This window comes from Lactonifactor sp. BIOML-A5 (assembly GCF_009677585.1).
Lineage (GTDB): Bacteria > Bacillota > Clostridia > Lachnospirales > Lachnospiraceae > Lactonifactor.
The window spans coordinates 156,418-172,849 of the sequence record NZ_WKYV01000004.1 but is presented as its reverse complement, the minus strand read 5'-3'; the positions used below and the strand labels follow the sequence as shown (position 1 = coordinate 172,849).

Sequence of the window (16,432 nt, the reverse complement as noted above, 5' to 3'; positions counted from 1 at the left end):
ATTATAGATAATATAACTATGAATTATGTGAGCACATTACCGAAAGGAGAGCAGAGACTGTGAATATCAGCCTGGAATACTATAAGATCTTTTACCATGTTGCCCAATGCAAAAGTATAACTCTGGCCGCCCAGAAGCTTTCCATCTCCCAGCCGGCAGTGAGTCAGGGCGTCCGGCAGCTGGAGACTATTTTAGGAACCCGACTCTTTGTCCGCACTCCAAAAGGAGTCAGACTTACTGCAGAAGGAGAGGTTCTGTACAGCTATGTCTCCAGGGGCTATGAATCTATCCTTGCCGGAGAAGCCAAAGTAAGGCAGATGCTGAATATGAATATGGGAGAAATCCGTATTGGGGCCAGTGATATGACTCTGCAATTTTATCTTCTCCCCTATCTGGAACAATTTCATGAACGATTCCCCAAAATAAAGGTAAGTGTCACAAACGCTCCCACCCCTGAGACGCTTCGCTACCTCCGGGAGGGCAAGATAGATTTCGGGGTAGTCAGTACCCCTTTATCCGCCCCAAAAGAAATTCAAATCACTGCCGTTAAAGAAATTCAGGACCTTTTTGTGGCGGGTCCCAGATTTTCACATCTGAAAGGCCGCATCCTTCACTATAAAGCATTGGAAGATCTGCCTATCATCTGCCTGGAAAAAAGCACAAGCACCCGTTCTTTTATTGATCAGGAACTTGCCTCCCATAACGTAGTACTCCAACCCGAGTTCGAACTGGCTACCAGTGATATGATTGTACAGTTTGCCATACGTAATCTGGGCATCGGCTATGTAATGAAAGAATTCGCCCAATCTCAATTAAAAAGTGGAGAGCTCTTTCCCTTGGCCTTTCACGAAAAGCTACCCCAAAGACATTTCTGTATCGTCACAGAAAAAAAGGTGCCGCTGTCAACAGCGGCACAGAAGCTACTAGAAATCACCGCCGCCGAAACGCAATAAAAAGCAGGGCGCTGATTCCCATCAAAATAGGGTAGAACAGATACGGCATAATGCCAAAAGGCGTCAGCCCGCTCAAAGACGCCGCGGACAGCAGCTGTGCTCCGTATGGAATGAGCCCCTGCCCCACAGAGGCAAAAATATCCAGCAGGGAGGCGCTTCTTCGGGGAGAGATCTCGAATTCTCCGCTTATTTCCTTTGCGATAGGTCCAGCCATAACGATGGCTACCGTATTATTTGCAGTACATGCATCCACCAGAAGAGCTAAAAGGGCAATGCCCAGCTCTCCTCCTCTTTTCCCCCGGATTCTCCGTTTAATAAGGTATAAAATATACTGAATGCCCCCGTAGGCCTTTACCAGGGAGACAATGCAGGCTACAACAATAGAAATGACTGTGATATCATACATCCCTGTAACGCCCTCTCCCACAACCTGGAAAATCTGCCCCAGAGGGATCGTCCCGGCTGCTACCCCCACAATCAGGGACAGTACAGTTCCTCCTATGAGGACTAAAAAAACGTTAATTCCAATCAGGGCACCGATGAGAACCAGCAGGTAAGGGACAACTTTAATAAAATCATAATCCAGATTGGTGAATTTCTGAGCCTTTCCCGCACCGGAAATAACAAAGAAGAGCACCGCAGTGACAACCGCCGCAGGCAGTACAATCAGAAAGTTCTCCTTAAATTTGTCTTTCATCTCGCAGCCCTGGGTCCTCACGGCAGCAATCGTAGTGTCAGATATCATAGACAGATTATCACCGAACATAGCACCGCAGACAACGGCACCAATACAGATGGCCAGGGAAACCCCTGTCTTCTCGCTGATTCCCACACCGATAGGTGCCATGGCCGCAATGGTTCCCATAGAAGTTCCCATAGAGATAGAGATAAAACATCCAATCAGAAAGAGGCCTACCACCGCAACGCTGGAGGGCATAATCGTAAGCCCCAGGTTTACCGTACTCTCTACCCCGCCGGCTGCCTTCACCGCACCGGAAAAAGCACCTGCGGACAGAAAGATAAGGCTCATGGTAACAATGTTCTCCTCTCCTACCCCTGCAGAGATGGCAGTAATTTTCTGGGAAAAGTCCAGTTCTTTATTTTGCAGGAATGCCACAAAAAGTGCTATAAGAAATCCTACAATGGCAGGCATACTGTAAAAATCCCCGGTAATACAGCCTGCTCCCAAAAAGATAACAAGAAACACACCGATAGGTAAAAGTGCTCTCGGATTTCCTTTTTCTTTATTCCAACTCATATTCCTTCTCCTTTTCAATCGGGGACAGGCCGGGGTGCAAAAGGGGACGTGTTCCTACCAGGAGGAACACGTCCCCTTTTTCCCTCTCTCCGTCTGTCCTATACCGTAATCTCGGCAGTCATGCCCAGTAATTCCTTATTCTCCTCCAGAATCGGACGGATCACCTTAGACAGGAATGTGTCTACCTGTTCTTTTGCCCGTCCTGTGTATTTGGAGGGATCCATTGTCTTCTGAAGCTCCTCCAGTGTAAGGTTGAAGGCAGGATCTGCTGCGATGAGTTCCAGAAGATTATTATCTCTTCCCTCTGCCTTCACATTCCTTCCGGCTTCCATGGAAAGCTCGCGGATGCGTTCGTGAAGCTCCTGTCTGTCGCCCCCGGCTTTTACCGCATCCATCATGATGTTTTCTGTAGCCATAAAGGGCAGCTCCGCCATAAGACGCTTTTCAATCACCTTGGGATACACTACCAGGCCGTCTACTACATTCAGACACAGATCCAGAATCCCGTCAATGGCCAGAAAGCCTTCCGGTACGCTCAGCCTTTTGTTGGCTGAGTCGTCCAGGGTTCTTTCAAACCACTGGGTTGCGGATGTAATTGCCGGATTCATGGCATCTACCATCACGAATCTGGACAGGGAAGCAATGCGCTCGCTTCTCATGGGATTCCTCTTGTATGCCATAGCGGAGGATCCAATCTGACTTTTTTCAAAGGGTTCCTCCACCTCTTTTAAGTGCTGCAGGAGTCGGATATCATTGGAAAATTTATGCGCACTGGCAGCAATTCCGGCCAGTACGTTTAAAACTCTGGTATCTATCTTACGGGAATAGGTCTGTCCTGATACAGGATAGCACTCCTTAAATCCCATTTTTTCCGCTATCATAGGATCTATCTTTTCTATTTTTTCCTGATCCCCGTCAAATAATTCCAGGAAGCTTGCCTGGGTCCCTGTAGTTCCCTTAGATCCAAGAAGCTTCATATTATTTAAAACATAGTCCACGTCCTCCAGATCCAGTGTAAATTCCTGCATCCACAGAGTCGCCCTCTTTCCTACTGTTGTAGGCTGTGCAGGCTGGAAATGTGTGAATGCCAGGGTAGGAAGCTCTTTGTATTCCTCTGCAAACTTTGCCAGCTCCGCGATGACATTAACCAGTTTCTTCTTTACCAGTTGTAAGGCTTCTGTCATCACAATGATATCTGTATTATCTCCCACATAGCAGGAGGTTGCCCCCAGGTGGATAATCCCTTTTGCCTTCGGGCACTGTACCCCATAAGCATAAACGTGTGACATTACGTCATGGCGCACCTGCTTTTCTCTCTCCTGGGCCACAAAGTAGTTGATGTCCTCCGCATTTGCCTTCATTTCATCGATCTGCTCCTGGGTAATATTAAGTCCCAGCTCCTTTTCTGTCTCAGCCAGTGCGATCCAGAGCTTCCTCCAGGTACGGAACTTCTTGTCCGGGGAAAATAAATACTGCATCTCTTTGCTGGCGTAGCGCTGTGACAATGGGCTTTGATATCTGTCTGTATTCATGTATTCTCTCCTCTATAGTTCAAAATCGCCGCGGATGTCTTCTGTTGGGGGATCCATGGGATAGATTCCCGTAAAGCATCCCCTGCAGATTTCAAGTCCGTCTGTGAGTTCCTGCAGCCTGTCAATTTCAAGATATCCCAGACTGTCAGCTCCGATTTTCTCACATATTTCTTCTACGGTGCGGTTATAGGCCAGCAATTGTTCCCGCGCAGGCACATCTGTTCCAAAATAACAGGGCCATAAAAACGGGGGAGAGCTGACTCTCATATGCACTTCTGTAGCACCCGCATCCCTGAGCATCTTCACAATTCTGCCGCTGGTAGTTCCCCGGACAATAGAGTCATCTATCATTATGACACGCTTGCCGGCTACTACCTCTTTTAATGCATTCAATTTCACACGGACACTGGATATCCGGCTGCTCTGCTTTGGTTTGATAAATGTCCGGCCCACATAGCTGTTCTTAACAAAGGCTGTACCATAGGGTATCCCTGATTCCAGAGAGTACCCCAGAGCTGCGGCATTTCCCGATTCGGGCACTCCCACAACCAGATCCGCCTCCACCGGAGAATCCTTTGCCAGAGCTCTTCCCGCCTTGATTCTGGACGCATAGACACTGACACCGTCAATATGGCTGTCCGGACGGGCAAAATAAATATACTCAAAGATACAGCGCGCATGCTTCTCCCCTGGCAGGCACATACTTTTATCAGAAACTATGCCGTCTCTGGTAATCACCACCAGCTCTCCGGGCTCTACATCTCTGACAAATTCTGCCCCCACGGTATCCAAAGCGCAGGTTTCAGACGCCAGAATATAGGAATTATCTCTTCTGCCGATACAGAGAGGCTTAAATCCGTACGGATCTCTGGCCCCAATGAGTTTTCTGGGGGACATTACGATCAGCGAATAGGCTCCCTCCATCTTCTTCATGGCATTCCTTACCGCTTCCTCCACAGATTTTGTCTTTACCCGCTCTCTGGCAATGTGGTAAGCAATCACCTCGGAATCAATGGTTGTCTGGAAAATTGCCCCTCCGTACTCCAGCTCTTTTCTGAGCTCCAGGGCATTGATCAGATTCCCATTGTGGGCAAGTCCCAGCGTGCCCTTAATATAATTCAAAACTAACGGCTGGGCATTTTCTCTGGTACTTGCCCCTGCCGTGGAATAGCGGACATGCCCTACCCCTATATCGCCGTGAAGGGATTCCAGTGTTTTTTCATTAAATACTTCATTGGCCAGCCCCATTCCTTTAAAGGAACTGACCTTTCCCTTTGGACCATGCGTATCGCTTACGGCAATGCCGCAGCTTTCCTGTCCACGGTGCTGAAGGGCAAACAGTCCATAATAAATGGTTGATGCCACGTCCTGTCCATCCAGGTCATAGATGCCAAAGACACCGCACTCTTCCCTTAACTTATCAGTCACTTCTCCTTGTTCGTGTATCATATCTTTATTCATGGACGCAACCTTTCCAGTCAGTCAATTAAAGTCCTAAACGGCTGAATACTTCGTTGTATGCTTCCTCTACATTACCCATGTCACGTCTGAAACGGTCCTTATCCAGTTTTTCATTGGTATTCACATCCCAGAGTCTGCAGGTATCCGGGGAAATCTCGTCTGCCAGAATAATCTCTCCGTGATAACGGCCGAATTCAATTTTAAAGTCAATCAATTTAATACCGGCCTGCAAGAAATACTCCTTTAATACCTCATTGATTTTCATTGTATATTCTCTGATCTGGTCAATCTCTTCCTGGGTGGCAAGTCCCAGAGCAAGCGCATAGGAATCATTGATAAATGGATCCCCAAGGTCATCATTTTTATAACTGAATTCAAAGGTAGGACAGAGGAGCTCTCTTCCTTCTTCAATGCCCAGCTTTTTGGAAAAACTTCCCGCTGCCACATTCCGCACAATAACCTCCAGGGGAACAATCTCCACATGCTTCACAGCAGTCTCTCTGTCACTTAATTCTTCTATAAAATGAGTCGGTACTCCGGCTTTTTCAATCAATTGGAACACACGGTTGGACATGCGGTTGTTGATAACGCCCTTTCCCACGATGGTTCCCTTTTTCTCTCCGTTAAATGCAGTTGCGTCGTCCTTGTAATCAACGATTACCACATCTTTGTCCTCTGTTGCAAATACTTTTTTAGCTTTGCCTTCGTATAATTGTTCTAATTTTTTCACCTTCGTACACCTATCCTTTTTCCATAATAATAGTTTAAATTTACACAAGGATTATATACCATACCTATGTAAAAAACAAGCCTAACTTCGGCAATTTCCGGGCCTTTATGACACCAATATTTTTTCGTCTTTAAAAATATATTTTTGTTTTACCAGAATTTTACCAAAAGAAAAGCAGCCCGGATTCCGGCATGTTAAAAGACCGTCTTTGACCGCTGCTGCTTTATACTGCTATGCCTGATGAAACTTTCCAAGAAATTCTTTCATTCTGACGTGTTCCGTAGAGAACACCTCCTCAGGCGTTCCTTCCACCGCTATGACTCCCTGGTCCATAAAGATAATTCTGTCCGAGATATCTCTCGCAAAGTTCATCTCATGGGTAACAATTACCATAGTAATATCCATATCTGCTAAAGATTTTATCACCTTCAGCACTTCCCCTGTAAGTTCCGGATCCAGGGCCGACGTCGGCTCGTCGAAAAATAAAATCTTCGGATTCAGGGCAAGTGCTCTGGCAATAGCCACCCGCTGGCACTGGCCTCCCGACAGCTGGCAGGGATATGCGTTCTCTTTTTCCTCCAGCCCCATCTTTTTCAGAAGGCTCCTGGCCTCCTGGTATACCTCTTCCCTGTTCCTTTTTTGAATATGTATGGGAGCATCTGTAATGTTCTTCATAACGGAATAGTGGGGAAATAGATTGAAATTCTGGAATACCAGTCCAAAGTAGCTCTGGAGCTTCCGTCTCTCCTCCCCCTTCTTATATACCGGTTTGTGATTCTCCCCTATATAGGCAGCCCGTTCCCCCAGATAGAGGATCTCTCCTCCGTCAATCTTTTCCAGCATGGTGGCACAGCGGAGCAGGGTGGATTTACCGGATCCAGAAGGACCTATAATAGAAAGAATCTCTCCTTCCTTTACGGACAGGGAGATATCTTTTAAGACACCCAGCCCGTCAAAACCTTTTTCTATATGGTTCATTTCCAACAGATACATCGTACATCCTCCTAATGGTAGTAATCCATCTTCTTCTCCAGTTTTTCCATTATCAATGCTACAATCAGATTAAATACATAGTAGAAAATTGCCGCTGCCACAAAAGGCAGCATGCTCTTCTGAGAAGAAGCCAGCGCTTTTGCCATAGTGAACATTTCCAGATAAGCGATGGCAAACGCAAGGGAAGTATCCTTCACAAGAGTGATAACCTCATTGGTAACAGAGGGAAGGATCCTCTTAAACACCTGGGGCATGATAATCTTAAAAAACGTCTGGCTTTTGTTATACCCAAGTAGCTGCGCGGCTTCGTACTGCCCCGGTTCCATGGATTCAATGCCGCCCCGGTATATTTCCGCAAAATATGCCGCATAATTCAGTGCAAATCCTATGATAACCGCGTAAAACCGGTATTCATTTGTAACTCTTATTCCCAGCAGAAAATACGGTCCAAAGTACAGCACCATCAACTGGAGCATCAGCGGTGTTCCTCTCATTATGGATATATAAACCTTGATGATGGTTCTGATTATCACATTCTTTGACATTCTTCCGAATGCCACCAAAAGCCCCAGGGGCAGTGAAAAGATCAGAGTAAGAACAAAAATCTGTATTGATGCCAGCATTCCTGCTGACAGCTGACCAAAAATCTCCAGTAGATTCATAGCAGCGCTTCCTCCTAATTGTTTATCGTTTGTAATCCTGCCGGATACGTACAGTATGCGGCATCTGCTGGTGAGAGGCCGCACACTTTAATTTTACCTTTATTTACCCACTGTAGTGATATCTTCTCCAAACCATTTAGTTGAAATTTCAGCCAGTTTTCCATCTGACGCCATCTCTTCCAGGGTGGACTGAACCTTGTCTCTCAAGTCCGTATTTCCTAATTTGAATCCAATTCCGTATTCTTCGGCCTGCAGTTCATCGTCCAGAATGGTAAGCTCTTCCCCTCTGCCCTCAATCTGGTAAGCGGCGACTACTTTGTCCATGGCAATGGCGTCCACTGCCCCCTGCTGCAGATCCATAACAGCTGTGTTATAATCCGGTACAGTCTGAAGCTGAGCGAAGGTGCCTGTAAGATCCGGATCTTCCTTTAAAGCTGCCTCCGCAGAAGAATCTGCCTGAACTTCTACAATCTTCCCTGCAAGATCCTCTCTTGTTTTAATGGAAGAATCTGCCACAACAAATACCTGGGCATTTTTTAGATACGGTTCTGACCATGTATACTGATCTTCTCTTCCGGTCATGGTAAAGCCGTTCCAGATACAGTCTATGGTACCGGAATCAAGCTCCATATCCTTGGCATCCCAGGAGATTGGCTGGGGTACGAATTTCATTCCCAGGCGGGTTGCCACTTCCTCCGCAAGTTCCAGGTCAAATCCTGTGAACTCTCCGTTCTCATCCACAAATCCCATCGGAGGGAATTCCTGGTCGAAACCAACGGTAAAGGTATTGTCATCCGGTGCGGCTTCGTCTTTTGCATCCTCAGAGGAATCTGCCTTCTTTTCAGTATCCTCTGTTTTTGCATCTTTTTCCCCGTCTGCAGAATCAGATGAGTCCCCTGTATTGCCGCAGCCTGCCAGCATAGCGGCAGTCATAACAGCAGCCAGTAAAGTTCCAAGTAATTTCTTTTTCATTTTAATACTTCCTCCCAAATTTTTATCTGTTACTCTTTTAGCATGAGACAACTCTACCATACTAAAGTGTAAGAAAATACTAACACGAAGCACTGCTTCTTGTCAAGAAAATACGCCGTTTCCTCAAAAGCCAGTGCTTCTGTGATAGTCCCTTGTCAGACTTTTTAAGATACCGTCTGTATCCTTAGACGCAGCTGCCTGTCCGATGCTGTTGGCAGCCTCTTCAATCTCTCTTACCAATTCCTTTTTCGTCTGGGTGTCCACTCCCATCCTGGCGCATTCCTGCTCCCACTCCCCGGGCGAACTGCACAGATAGCAGGCAATCAGATAATGTTTCAGAGATGCCTTTGTGTGAAGTTCTTCATATGCCCTGGCAAAGCAGAGTACAGCTTCCTCCAACTGAAAAAGATTCAGATAGGCGCACCCCATATTGTGATGTATCTCACCCACAAACTGTTCCCCAAGATTGGTATCCTCCACCAGAGTCACGGCATCTTCATATACCTTGATGGCATTCACATACATATGGTTTTCCACCAGATAATCCCCTTTTTTCTTCTGCCGGATCGCCGGAGGCTGCGCTTCCAGAGCTTCCAGCTGCTGATTCATCTCTTTGAATTCACTGTGATTCAGATAATTAATCTCCTTAAAGACAGAGAGGATGAAATTCCCGATGCTCTCATTATTTTCCAGCGTCCGGTACAGCTTGTGGTAGAGCTTTTCCAAGCCCAGTTCCTTCCGTATCCAGTCGCACAGCTGCTCGTTGATGATTGTATCGTCCAGCAAATAGATATTGTGATACAGATAATAACATAATTCTTCTATGGTGTAGATATTTGTGCTGATACTCTCTATATAATACGGCATCTGCGCCTTTCTTACCTGGCATAATATGTAACCGCCCATCTGCTTCCTCCTCTACCATGATACCTTCTCGGTCCATACCTGACCGCTGGCGGGGAACATTTCCCCGAATCCCATATCCGTCACTGTAATCACACACACAGATGCGGATTCATATTCTACCCGGATCTGAAGTCTTGTGGTTTTGTTTGGCCGCTTGGGCAGCCCCGGAAGCTTCATACTGTACCGGGTACGGATCTTCCCTTCCATGGGATTGACAAGAAAGGTAAGCTCCTCTGTATTATCTAATATAATTTCAAATTCTCTGATACATTCGTACCAGTTATTCCCTGCCTCTATAATAGGATAATATGCCTGGGAACCCTGCACAGCCATCTCCATGCCTATATTGCTCTTAATAAGTCCCTGCCCGCTGAACAGGTAGTTTTTCAGATTTCTCTCCTCTACCTTTTCCCTGGCGCCATAGCAGGCCCCTTTCACAAACAGGTTGTTTCCATAGAACACGTGTCTTCTGTTTTTGCAGAGGAGGGGAACTGACCGGACGGCCCATTCCTTGTCAAAGCCTTCCCCCACAATGTAGATGCTGGAATAATTGTCAGTGCCGAACGACTCATGAATCAGCTGATAAAATTCCAAGTCCCTCTCCGCAGGATCCTCAGACAGTTGGATGGTCTTCCCCCTCAATATTCTCACAATCATGGGCTTTGTTTTCTGATCAATTACCAGCTGCGCAAAAGATACCTGATCCCTGTCAAAGGTAAACCAGGCCACCTTTCTGCTCCAGTACTCAGCTTTCTGATTCAGTACATAGCAGAAGAAGCTCTCCTCAAAGTCCTGCAGAAAACACCTTTTCCTGGAGAATCCAATTTCCTCACAGGCTCTCTGAAGATTATGCACCATTGCCTGGGTAAGTTGTTCTGTGGTTATCATCAGAGCACTTACCTGTCGCACCAGATCCGACACTCCGAGAAGCTTCATTGTCTCCTTCAAATATGCGCCGGCAACCTTATAGGGCTCTGTCAGCTGTCCGTCCACCAGCACCTCTTCCTCCTGATTCAGTATCCCGAAGAAATCATCTATCATAATCTCCCCCTGCTGGGAGGCAAAATATTCGGCCTCCAGCCCCAGGTGCCATACATCTTCTCCCGGCTTTTTGGAGAGGCTGGTGGGAAATGGATACTGGTTGCTTCCCACCTTAGGTGACAGGGAGATGGGTTCCTTCTCTTTTCTGTCATAATAGCAAAGCTGAGAAGTCTTAGACCCCAGTTCCAGTCCCACAATTATATTCTTTGTCTCATTCATGTTCTTTTAGGCCTCCCTATTCCGTAATCCTGAATAATTGCTGTATGACCGCTTCTCTCTCCAGATATTTCTTTAATATATTTCTAAGCTCATCCTCTTTTCCAAGCTTTTTAACTGCCAGCATCTGGTTCAGCATCTGATACTTTGTATCACCTGAGGCATCTACCTCTGTGACAGTAATCGTTCTGGGTTCTGTGGTATAGGTCTTCCCGTCTTTTTCTGCCTGGAAATAATAAGTTAACATTTCGCCGTAGAAAAGTACAAACTCTTTGCTGTAGATTCCCTGGTACATCTCTTTGAGCGGCTCACTTTTATAATCCCCTGCTTTTCCCTCTTCCTCCAGGCAATAGTACAGGGTAACTCTGGAATGAAGTCCTGCCCGGTACTCGGCAAAGACCTTGTCCTCCAGCTGGTAGGAGCGGAGATATTCTTTGGGGAATGCCTGGAAAAAAGCAAACCGAAGCCCCATTCTGCTGCATTCCCAGAGCAGCCTTCGAACCAGCTTCTCCTCTTCCGGATTCCAGTCCTGTGTCACAGAGAGCCATTTCAAAAGTGCAAGCTTGCAGATCATATCAGACTCCCACTCTCTTTCTGTGATTTTCTCCAGACACTGGAAGATAAAGATATCTGTTTCCTTTCCTCCCAGAAAATAGCCGAATGCTTCAAAGGTCAGATAGGCCAGAATCACCTGTTCCTTCCCGGCCTGTTTCAGGTAGCTTTCCAGCACCTTAGAACCCAGAGGAAGGTACGTTCTTGCAAACATGCTGTATGTGAGTATCTTCTCCTCCAGCTCATAGGCTTCTATCTGGAAGCCCTGCGTACTCTGCCACAGACGTGCCATCTCCTCAGCGGGTCCCTCATAGAACATTGAGAGGTAATGCAGAATAATATCATCGTATTTGCCCTGGACGTATACATACCACCCCAGAAGAACCAGTTCCTCCTCGTATTCAAACTCCATATTTAGAATCATCCTGCTGCAGAGCTTCAGCAGAACCTCTGTGTCCACACCCTCATATCCGAATTCGCAGAGGAGATCAAAGGCCCCTACATACATGCCCTGATTCACCAGTATTTTAACCAGAAGGGATTTATTCACTTTTGCAAATCCTTTAAAGTCCATTTGCCGCAGATAATCCTTTAGATTATCATTCTCTACATTCTCCTGGAAATATTCCAGAATGCGCTGACGGATGCACTCCCTGTATTCTGTTTGAAATGAGGGGTCCTCCACAATTTTATGAAAGCAGCCTACATTGTCTTTAGTAATCTTTTCGGAATGATCCAGTTCCCCGCACACATGGAGCAGGAATCCGGAATGATTCACCTCTGAGGCGGCAAGCAGAGAAACTGCTTCTTTTTCATCCAACAGCTTTTGAAGGTTATAATCTACTGTCCCCATATAGCGTCTGCGCTTTTCATCTTCGAACAGAATTCTGGCATCCGGGGTATATACGGAGATATACGCCACACCGTCCACACATGGGTATGCCTCTTCCTTTTTCAGGGCATCGTGGCATACGATTACTTTTCGGATTTTTGTATCCTCCAGATAAAGGCGATGAATAAAAAGTACCTTTGCCAGAGCTGCCCTTTCCTTTTCTTCCCCGGGGTGCATGCAGAACTCCTGGTACAATACCGCATAGTCTTCATTCATTCGGCTTTCTGACAGCTTGTTCCAGGCAAATGCCTTCATAGCACTTTTATAACTCAGATAAGTATTCTTATCCGTACTTTTGTTTCGGATTACATTGCTGTACACAAATGCCTTCTTACCGTCACTAAGTGTATTATTGTAAGCAAAATACATGCGGATCACCTGGGGTAGGGTACCCTGGTAATTGCGGCTCATTGTTTCTATATAATATTCATACAGACGGGTAATACGCAGTTCCTCTTCCACTGCCAGCTCATACCACTTAAAATACTCTTTTTTTCTCGGATTGCCCTTCATCAGAAGCTTGCAGACTGCGTCCAGAAGATCCCTGGAGGGGTACTGCTCATATGCCTCCGCCATAAGTTCATAAATCACCTGGTGAAATGATTTCAGGTATCCTGAGAGGTATGCCGTTCTGCCAACGATTTCCTCTGTGAGCAGGCCGTATTTCTTTGCGAAGAATAATACCTGAATATAAAATCTGTTGATTTTTCGAAAAAGCAGAACATTCTCCTTTATCAGCCGAAAGGCTTCCAGATAGAGGAATGGACTGCGGCACCCGATCTCGTACTGTGTCTCCAGTTCATATAATTTTTTGGATGGGGTGCGGTAAGCTTCGCTGTCCTCCTGCAGCAGAATCCAGAGCAGAATAAAGCTGTCCTCCTGCATCTGAGATAAGGTGTGAAGACGCTTCAGATAATCCCTGCGCTCCAGCTTCAGGCGCCCAGTGCAGGCATTCAGATACAGATAGCAGCCTTCCATCTCCGGAAGCTCCTCCAGTGCCGTTGAATTCTCCAGCTTTTCCAGTACCTCAGCCGCCTTGTCAAAGAGTCCGGCGCGGTAATACAGATACGCCTCCAGAAGCTCATAGCCTGTATCCACATAACCTGTGTCCTTCAATTCTTCCAGAAGAGATAGACTTTTATCATACCATTCCTTAAAGGGGATACGGTTCACAGACATCTCCAGATAATGCCTGGCCAGCTCATATTTCTTTTTCTTTTCATAGGCAGATACATTCACCTGTATCTTATTGTGCCTGGAAGCCACCACTTGAAAAACCTGAGTCTCATAAACGGTCTTTACAATGATTCGGCCGTAATTTTTCCCTCTGCCCAGATACTCCCTGCGGACAATATATTCTAAACCATAGACACTGCCGATAAAATCCTCTGTGGTGATTACTTTCTTTTCCACCTCGAGAAAATCTCCCTGGACAGACACCTCTGCCCTCACATAGCCCCAGCCGTTCCTGTGGAGCATCAGGGTATCCTTTATAGAGCCTTCCACCTCGTAAAGCTCCACGGATTCCCTTCCCAGGGAAAGTTTAATCGGTTCTTTTTTCCCGATGCCGATGAGAAATTCCTCAAGATGCTGGTAGGTCACAGGATTCACAGACATTCCCCGGTACGCCAGCCAAAGCTTCTCATCCTCATGTCTGAGCAGCCCGGCAAACGCCTCATCTACAAAAAGATGGAAGGCCTCTCTGAAATCAGCCTTTGCCAGTGTCACAAACTGGTCAAGAGTCCGAATCTCTCCTACAGAAGTGCGCACCTGGTTTCTCAGTATGGCTACCGTAAATGGAACCTGGTACTCTCCGATATCTGTACTGAGGGTTAATGTCCCTTCACACATATCCCCCGCCTTCAGTCCCTTCACATCTACCACATAGGGCAAAGCTGCCGTGGTTCCGGAAAAGCGTTCCTTTCCCAGAAGAAATCTTCTGTGGGAAGAAGCTGCAATTCCTTTTATCTTTCTCTGATCTTCTGCTCCCAGATGCAGCTCTCCACGGCAATTCTCCCCCGCCCTGGTCTGCAGTACAATACTATCCTGGGATAACAAAAGCTTAGGTACTTCATATTCATATCTACCGTTAATTAGCTGTTCTATTCTTCTCTTCAAAGTATTCACCTATACCCCGTTATCTCTTGAACTATTTATCATATCTCGCTATAATGGATTATACACTACCCGGGGCAACGTTGCAACCAACCAATATTTCACGCACCCCATTCCCCCGGGCCTATCGCTATTGTTTACTCCGTGTCCGGTATCACGCTTCACGATGCATTCAGGTGCTTGCCACGGCGGGATTTTGCTGCGCAGAACACCTGGCGCAGCAGAGGTGCGGGAACTATATCGTACAATTTACAGGTGAATTTCAGAAAGAGGGAGAGCACATGTTAAAACACAAGGACCATTTTCATGGCAGTGATTTAGAGAAAATTGAGGAAATCTACGGAATAAAGAAGGAAGAGATCACAAGCTTCAGCGCCAATGTTAATCCATTAGGAGTTTCCTACCAATTGAGGAAAACATTGTCGGATCATATTGATGCCGTTACCAGTTATCCGGATCGGGATTATAAAAAACTCCGCCAGTGCATCGCCGCCTATACAGGAGCCCAGCTGGAGAATATCATTGTGGGAAATGGATCCACAGAACTGATCTCCCTGTTTATTCAGACAGAGCACCCCAAAAAGGCCTTAATACTGGGACCCACATATTCCGAATATGAAAGGGAAATCACTCTGGGCGGAGGTACCACCCTCTATTATCCTCTGAAAGAAGAGAATGACTTTCAGATGGATACCGATGATTTTTGCAGCCATCTCACAGAGGGGATAGATCTTCTGGTACTCTGCAATCCCAATAACCCTACCTCAACAGCCCTTACCAGTACACAGATGCGTCAGATCCTGGATACCTGCCTGGAGCACGGTATCTTTGTTATGGTGGACGAAACCTACGTGGAATTCGCCCCCCAGGAACAGGAGATCACTTCTGTCCCCCTGACAAATTACTATAATAATCTAATTATCCTGCGCGGAATCTCAAAGTTCTTTGCGGCACCCGGCCTGCGCCTGGGGTATGCGATCACCGGTAACCAGGATATGGTGAAGCAAATCAATACACGAAAAAACCCCTGGACCATCAACTCTCTGGCCGAAATTGGAGGGCAGATTATGTTCCGGGATACAGAGTATATACAGGCAACCAAAGACCTCATCTTTTCTGAACGCGACAGAATCTGCAGGGAGCTTCGTACCTGGGACAGTGTCAAAATCTATGAGCCAAAGGGGAACTTTATACTGGTCAGACTATTAAAGGAGGGGGTAACCGCAGAGGAACTTTTTGAACACTGTATAAGAAAAGGTCTTATGATACGGAATTGTTCCACATTTCCATTTTTAGATGAGAGCTATGTCCGGTTCTGCATTATGAATCATGAACAAAACGATAGACTCCTGGGTGCCTTCCGGGAACTGCTGTGCCCGTAATCTTTTTTCCATAAAAGATTGCGCGAAAGCGCAATCTCCGCCTGCGGCGGGCTGTCGCAGACAGCATCTTCCTTTCCGCCCCAGTGGGATCCCCCGGAGGGTTTTTTATTTCATATGGAACGAAGTTTCCTATGTAATAAAAAAGACTGTAATCTAAGCCTTTGTCACGGCTGATTACAGTCTCTTTTTTGTCTAATCAGTGAAGCGTATTGCTGTCCCATAGGCCATAATCTCAGATGCTCCCTGCATCACTGAGCTGGACGAATACCTCATAGCCACTACGGCATCTGCTCCCATGCTCTGTGCATCCTCCTCCAGTCTCTTGGTGGCCAGCGCTCTCGCTTTATTCATCATCTCATTGTAAGAGGTCAATTCTCCTCCTACCAGTGTTTTAAAGCTGTTCATAATATCCTTGCCGGCGTGAACCGTCTGAATAGTAGAACCCTTGGCAATCCCAAGCATCTCATATTTTCTGCCGGGTATTGCATCCGCAGTCATAATAAGCATATTTCATTACCTCCCTCTGTGAGTACTGTTAATATTTGCTCAAATCATCCTCATCGTCGATCTCTTTGATTCGCTTCACCAGTGTGACAATCAGAGCAGCTATAACGGCAAGACCGATCAGAAAAAACACTCCCCCTATCAGAACACTTCCCCCTGCAAACGTACCTGCAAGAAAGCCTCCCAGAGCCCAAACAAGGACCAGGATACACAGGATAATTATTATCAGTATAGGTGCACCTTTTTCCAGAAATCGTTTCATC

The 16,432-nt window shown here is 46.4% G+C and carries 14 protein-coding genes; 2 read left to right on the top strand and 12 right to left on the bottom strand.

What is annotated here, in order from left to right; translation table 11 throughout:
• Window positions 1-59 precede the first annotated feature (59 nt).
• On the top strand, window positions 60-953 hold the full coding sequence (locus GKG41_RS04515; RefSeq protein WP_256281394.1) for a LysR family transcriptional regulator: 894 nt from the start codon (window positions 60-62) through the stop codon (window positions 951-953).
• On the opposite strand, the gene GKG41_RS04510 is transcribed toward GKG41_RS04515, so the two are convergent.
• The 10 genes from GKG41_RS04510 to GKG41_RS04465 all read right to left on the bottom strand — a co-directional run bounded on the left by GKG41_RS04510 (window position 931) and on the right by GKG41_RS04465 (window position 14,286).
• Entirely contained in the window at window positions 931-2,211 is a 1,281-nt protein-coding gene (locus GKG41_RS04510) for a Na+/H+ antiporter NhaC family protein (RefSeq protein WP_154257381.1), read from the bottom strand. The two genes, GKG41_RS04515 and GKG41_RS04510, sit on opposite strands and share 23 nt — an antisense overlap.
• Before the next feature lie 98 nt (window positions 2,212-2,309).
• Window positions 2,310-3,743 (bottom strand): adenylosuccinate lyase, encoded by a 1,434-nt coding sequence (purB, locus tag GKG41_RS04505; protein ID WP_154257380.1) that lies wholly within the window; start codon window positions 3,741-3,743, stop codon window positions 2,310-2,312.
• Between the two features lie 12 nt (window positions 3,744-3,755).
• Window positions 3,756-5,204, bottom strand: a complete 1,449-nt coding sequence (purF, locus tag GKG41_RS04500; RefSeq protein ID WP_154257379.1) for an amidophosphoribosyltransferase — start codon at window positions 5,202-5,204, stop codon at window positions 3,756-3,758.
• A gap of 25 nt (window positions 5,205-5,229) precedes the next feature.
• Window positions 5,230-5,934, bottom strand: coding sequence for a phosphoribosylaminoimidazolesuccinocarboxamide synthase (purC, locus tag GKG41_RS04495; protein WP_072849042.1), 705 nt, complete (start codon window positions 5,932-5,934; stop codon window positions 5,230-5,232).
• Window positions 5,935-6,165: 231 nt separating this feature from the next.
• Window positions 6,166-6,927, bottom strand: coding sequence for an amino acid ABC transporter ATP-binding protein (locus GKG41_RS04490; RefSeq protein WP_154257377.1), 762 nt, complete (start codon window positions 6,925-6,927; stop codon window positions 6,166-6,168).
• 11 nt (window positions 6,928-6,938) lie between these two features.
• Window positions 6,939-7,589, bottom strand: a complete 651-nt coding sequence (locus GKG41_RS04485; RefSeq protein ID WP_154257376.1) for an amino acid ABC transporter permease — start codon at window positions 7,587-7,589, stop codon at window positions 6,939-6,941.
• Window positions 7,590-7,688: 99 nt separating this feature from the next.
• Window positions 7,689-8,561 carry an amino acid ABC transporter substrate-binding protein gene (locus GKG41_RS04480; RefSeq protein WP_154257375.1) on the bottom strand — a complete coding sequence of 291 codons (873 nt, stop codon included), beginning with the start codon at window positions 8,559-8,561 and terminating at the stop codon, window positions 7,689-7,691.
• Between the two features lie 123 nt (window positions 8,562-8,684).
• Entirely contained in the window at window positions 8,685-9,467 is a 783-nt protein-coding gene (locus tag GKG41_RS04475) for a hypothetical protein (protein WP_154257374.1), read from the bottom strand.
• Between the two features lie 12 nt (window positions 9,468-9,479).
• Entirely contained in the window at window positions 9,480-10,727 is a 1,248-nt protein-coding gene (locus GKG41_RS04470; RefSeq protein WP_154257373.1) for a DUF5716 family protein, read from the bottom strand.
• Between the two features lie 16 nt (window positions 10,728-10,743).
• On the bottom strand, window positions 10,744-14,286 hold the full coding sequence (locus GKG41_RS04465; RefSeq protein ID WP_154257372.1) for a DUF5717 family protein: 3,543 nt from the start codon (window positions 14,284-14,286) through the stop codon (window positions 10,744-10,746).
• Between the two features lie 278 nt (window positions 14,287-14,564).
• Between GKG41_RS04465 and GKG41_RS04460 the strand changes: the two genes are divergently transcribed.
• A complete protein-coding gene (locus tag GKG41_RS04460) occupies window positions 14,565-15,665 on the top strand; it encodes a histidinol-phosphate transaminase (RefSeq protein ID WP_154257371.1) in 1,101 nt (366 codons plus the stop codon).
• 192 nt (window positions 15,666-15,857) lie between these two features.
• Here GKG41_RS04460 and GKG41_RS04455 read toward each other — a convergent pair whose 3' ends face one another.
• Both GKG41_RS04455 and GKG41_RS04450 read right to left on the bottom strand, forming a co-directional pair.
• On the bottom strand, window positions 15,858-16,172 hold the full coding sequence (locus GKG41_RS04455) for a YbjQ family protein (protein ID WP_072849055.1): 315 nt from the start codon (window positions 16,170-16,172) through the stop codon (window positions 15,858-15,860).
• Window positions 16,173-16,200: 28 nt separating this feature from the next.
• Window positions 16,201-16,431, bottom strand: a complete 231-nt coding sequence (locus GKG41_RS04450) for a hypothetical protein (protein ID WP_154257370.1) — start codon at window positions 16,429-16,431, stop codon at window positions 16,201-16,203.
• Between the last annotated feature and the right edge of the window lies 1 nt (window position 16,432).

Excerpts from the sequence above, each read along its gene's own strand:
- GKG41_RS04510 (WP_154257381.1), bottom strand. The coding sequence starts at position 2,211 with ATGAGTTGGAATAAAGAAAAAGGAAATCCGAGAGCACTTTTACCTATC.
- purB (WP_154257380.1), bottom strand. The coding sequence starts at position 3,743 with ATGAATACAGACAGATATCAAAGCCCATTGTCACAGCGCTACGCCAGC.
- purF (WP_154257379.1), bottom strand. The coding sequence starts at position 5,204 with ATGAATAAAGATATGATACACGAACAAGGAGAAGTGACTGATAAGTTA.
- GKG41_RS04490 (WP_154257377.1), bottom strand. The coding sequence starts at position 6,927 with ATGTATCTGTTGGAAATGAACCATATAGAAAAAGGTTTTGACGGGCTG.
- GKG41_RS04485 (WP_154257376.1), bottom strand. The coding sequence starts at position 7,589 with ATGAATCTACTGGAGATTTTTGGTCAGCTGTCAGCAGGAATGCTGGCA.
- GKG41_RS04480 (WP_154257375.1), bottom strand. The coding sequence starts at position 8,561 with ATGAAAAAGAAATTACTTGGAACTTTACTGGCTGCTGTTATGACTGCC.
- GKG41_RS04475 (WP_154257374.1), bottom strand. The coding sequence starts at position 9,467 with ATGGGCGGTTACATATTATGCCAGGTAAGAAAGGCGCAGATGCCGTAT.
- GKG41_RS04470 (WP_154257373.1), bottom strand. The coding sequence starts at position 10,727 with ATGAATGAGACAAAGAATATAATTGTGGGACTGGAACTGGGGTCTAAG.
- GKG41_RS04460 (WP_154257371.1), top strand. The coding sequence starts at position 14,565 with ATGTTAAAACACAAGGACCATTTTCATGGCAGTGATTTAGAGAAAATT.
- GKG41_RS04455 (WP_072849055.1), bottom strand. The coding sequence starts at position 16,172 with ATGCTTATTATGACTGCGGATGCAATACCCGGCAGAAAATATGAGATG.
- GKG41_RS04450 (WP_154257370.1), bottom strand. The coding sequence starts at position 16,431 with ATGAAACGATTTCTGGAAAAAGGTGCACCTATACTGATAATAATTATC.